Source organism: Sphingomonas sp. 2378 (assembly GCF_038084995.1).
GTDB lineage: Bacteria > Pseudomonadota > Alphaproteobacteria > Sphingomonadales > Sphingomonadaceae > Sphingomonas.
On sequence record NZ_JAXCMJ010000091.1, the window covers coordinates 1 to 2937 of the forward strand.

The window sequence follows — 2937 nt, forward strand, 5'->3', positions numbered from 1 at the left end:
AAATCTGTTCCCGATTGCCTTTTCCCGAAATGCGCCATCGGACATGGAGTTTCGGGAAAGGGCGGGTCGTCTGAAAACCGGCGTGACCGAGCCCGCTGCGGGCGCAGCGGGTCTAGGGTCAGGAGCCGCGAAGTGATCGCATCAGCGGGGGCAGCGCTGCGCTGTTTGGATGGCTCCACGCTGCCCCCGCTGCTACCAGACGGTGTCATTTCTATCTGGTGACGATTATGCCTTTTCTAAATTGCGGGAACATTTCTGCGGTTCGATAATATATCTTATGTTAAATTGAGCGGCAGATAGCGCATAGTGGGTGACGACGTAGATCCACGGAGAATACGGAAGGTGAATTGCCGTCGATCCTGATCGTGCGCTTCTGCATTACCGATATACCATGTCGAAAACCCGTTTCGGAAAACGACATTCGGGCGCATGTTTTGGGAGAACCGCCTGCATCGGGCAACACCGACCTGACCGACCCGCTTTGCCTGGTCGTCGGGATGCCCTTTCACCCTATGGCATCGCTCCACCGAAATGCTGCGCGACCAGCCTGCGCGCATGATCCCACAGCAGCGGCGAGGTGCCGGCCATGATCGGGCCGTAGCGTTCACAGACCTGTCGTTCCGACACGCGGTTCTCGGTCCCGATGCCCCCGCCCGTCAGCGTGTTCAGCAATAAGGGTTGCAGCCGATCCTGGCACTTGGCGAACCGAGCCTCGGGGCTTTCCGCCGCCTCCCACCCCCGCGACCACGAATGCAATATACGACCTCAGGCAAACGCCACGGTCGTCACCAGCCGGCCGACACGGCCGTCGGCGAGGCCGATCTGCTCCCATTCCAGCGTGCTGGGGAGGATACGCATCTCATCATTGCCGTTGCCCCGCGTCGGGATCGACAGGCGGGCAGGATCGGCACGGTCGAACCATCCGTGATCGGCCAGGCGATCCTCCGCCATGACGATCTCGTCGGTAGCGTATCGCCATAGCGAGCGTCCGACGAACGCGCAGGCGGATGCTCCCCATTCCCGCTCGCGCCCCGGGGAGGCCGCGAGCAGGCGGTGGGTCGCGTCGCAGATCAGATGGACGGGAAGGTTGGCGGACTCGACGAGCCGGCGCAGCGCGCGGTCGGAGGAAGCGTCCGGTGGCACGGCGATGAGATCGCGGATCGGACGAGCGAGTTCGGGCGATGGCACGTGCTGACCGGACTCCCAGCGCGACACCAGCCCCTGCGATACGCCCAGCGTCTCCGCGACATGCGCCTGTTTCAGCCCGCGCAGCCGCCGAAACCGCCGCAGCCGCACACCCAGATGGCCGCCGGGAATGGAAACCGCTTCCCTCACCTCGCCCCCCGCCCTCGGATCGGACCCTGTGGCATGGTATAATGCCGACGGTCCGTGCGTGCCGATCGCATGGCGATCCATTCCGCCAGCCCCACGAGCGCGAGCATGGCAAGGGTCAGCAGCGCGATGACGAGCCCCAGGGCCGACCAGCCATATCCCTCCACGATCAGTCCGCCCAGCGGGGGACCGATCAGAGCGCCCGCGGCGCCGAACTGGGTCAACAGCCCGTTGGCGGTCGCGATGCGCGGATCATGCGGCCCGGTCGCGCCCGCCAGCACGGGAAGACGGGCGAACATCAAGGGCGGGACGATACCGCTCAGCATCACCGCGGCCACCAGCAGCCATGCGGTGGCGGACAGGCCGAACCCGCCGCCCAGTCCCAGCGGGACGAGCATCGCGGTCCCGACCAGCGCGGGAAACGCGGTCGTCAGCAGTCGAAGCGGCGGCAGCGCGCCCTGTCGCATCATCAGGATCGCCACCCCGGAGGCGGGCAGTGCCGACAAGGCGGCAACCGACGCGACAAAGCCCGCCTGGCCCAGGCTGGCCCCGTGTTCCGCGATCAGCAACGTCGGCAGCAGCATCGTCAGCGCGCAGAGGAACAGCGTGTAGAGCCCGAACGCCAGGGTCGAAATCCAGGCGGCCGGCGCGGGCAACGTCATCCGCTGGACGCTGTCCGTGCCAAGCCGGAGGCGGAAGACCGGAACCAGCGTCATGGCCAGCAGGCCTGCCCATAAGAGCAGGACGCCGTGGATACCCAGCACCGGAACGCCGATGGCCGCGATCGCGCTGCCCACCGCGATGCCGACCGGCACGAAGCTGCTCCACAGCGCCAGGGCGCGGCCCCGCTCGCGATCCTCGGCGATGGCCGCGATGGCGGTGGGGGCCGCGATGACGACGAGCAGATAGCCGATGCCCTCGATGGTTCTGGCCGCGAACAATGTCGTCGCGTTCGGCGCGACCGCCTCCGCCAGGCTGGTGAGCGCCAGGATCGCCGCCCCGGCGATCAACGACCTTCGGATGCTGATCCATAGAAGGGCCAGGCCCGCGGCAAAGCCGAACAGCCCCCCGCCTATCTCCAGCAACGAGATCAACAGGCCCGTTTGGGAAAGCGACAGATCATACCGAACGCGCAGCACCGGCGCGATCGTGGAGAATTTGGCGAGCTGTGCCGCCGCCAGCACGCCGATCAGCCACAGGGCGATGATGGTAGGCCAACGTCGTTGCATGACGCTCGCCTACAGATGGCGGCGGACTTTGCCCACGAATAAAGAATGCGTGCGCTCACGCCCCCGAACGCCGCGAGCAAAGGCCTTCGCGATCTTCCATCCCGATGGATTGGCCCGACAGTCTCGCTGGCGGTTCGCAATCGGGAAGTGCATCCTGTCCGCTCTCGCCCAATGCACGAAGCCGCTGCGCGGCAGTGGTGTTGGCGGTGAGGTAGTGCGCCTGCTTTGAGGTTTGGCCCTGCGGCATCGGAGGCAGACGATGGGGTTCCTTCAACATGAGGAACCCTGTCATGACGACGTCACCGACCCAAGCCCCCATCACCGCGCTGCGTCAGCGGATGCTCGACGATATGGCGATGCGTTCGATGCGGACGCG

The 2937-nt window shown here is 65.9% G+C and carries 3 protein-coding genes; all 3 read right to left on the reverse strand.

The window, feature by feature from the left end; all coding sequences use genetic code 11:
- Positions 1-510 precede the first annotated feature (510 nt).
- Genes SM191_RS19275 through SM191_RS19285 form a run of 3 tightly spaced genes read right to left on the reverse strand, consistent with a single transcriptional unit; the run spans position 511 to position 2561 of the window.
- Positions 511-756, reverse strand: coding sequence for an HD domain-containing protein (locus SM191_RS19275; protein WP_341507620.1), 246 nt, complete (start codon positions 754-756; stop codon positions 511-513).
- Between the two features lie 9 nt (positions 757-765).
- The gene (locus SM191_RS19280) at positions 766-1335 is read right to left on the reverse strand and encodes a helix-turn-helix transcriptional regulator (protein ID WP_341507621.1); all 570 of its coding nucleotides are present in this window, start codon (positions 1333-1335) and stop codon (positions 766-768) included.
- Positions 1332-2561 carry an MFS transporter gene (locus SM191_RS19285; RefSeq protein WP_341507622.1) on the reverse strand — a complete coding sequence of 410 codons (1230 nt, stop codon included), beginning with the start codon at positions 2559-2561 and terminating at the stop codon, positions 1332-1334. The genes SM191_RS19280 and SM191_RS19285 overlap by 4 nt, the downstream gene beginning before the upstream one ends.
- Positions 2562-2937 lie beyond the last annotated feature (376 nt).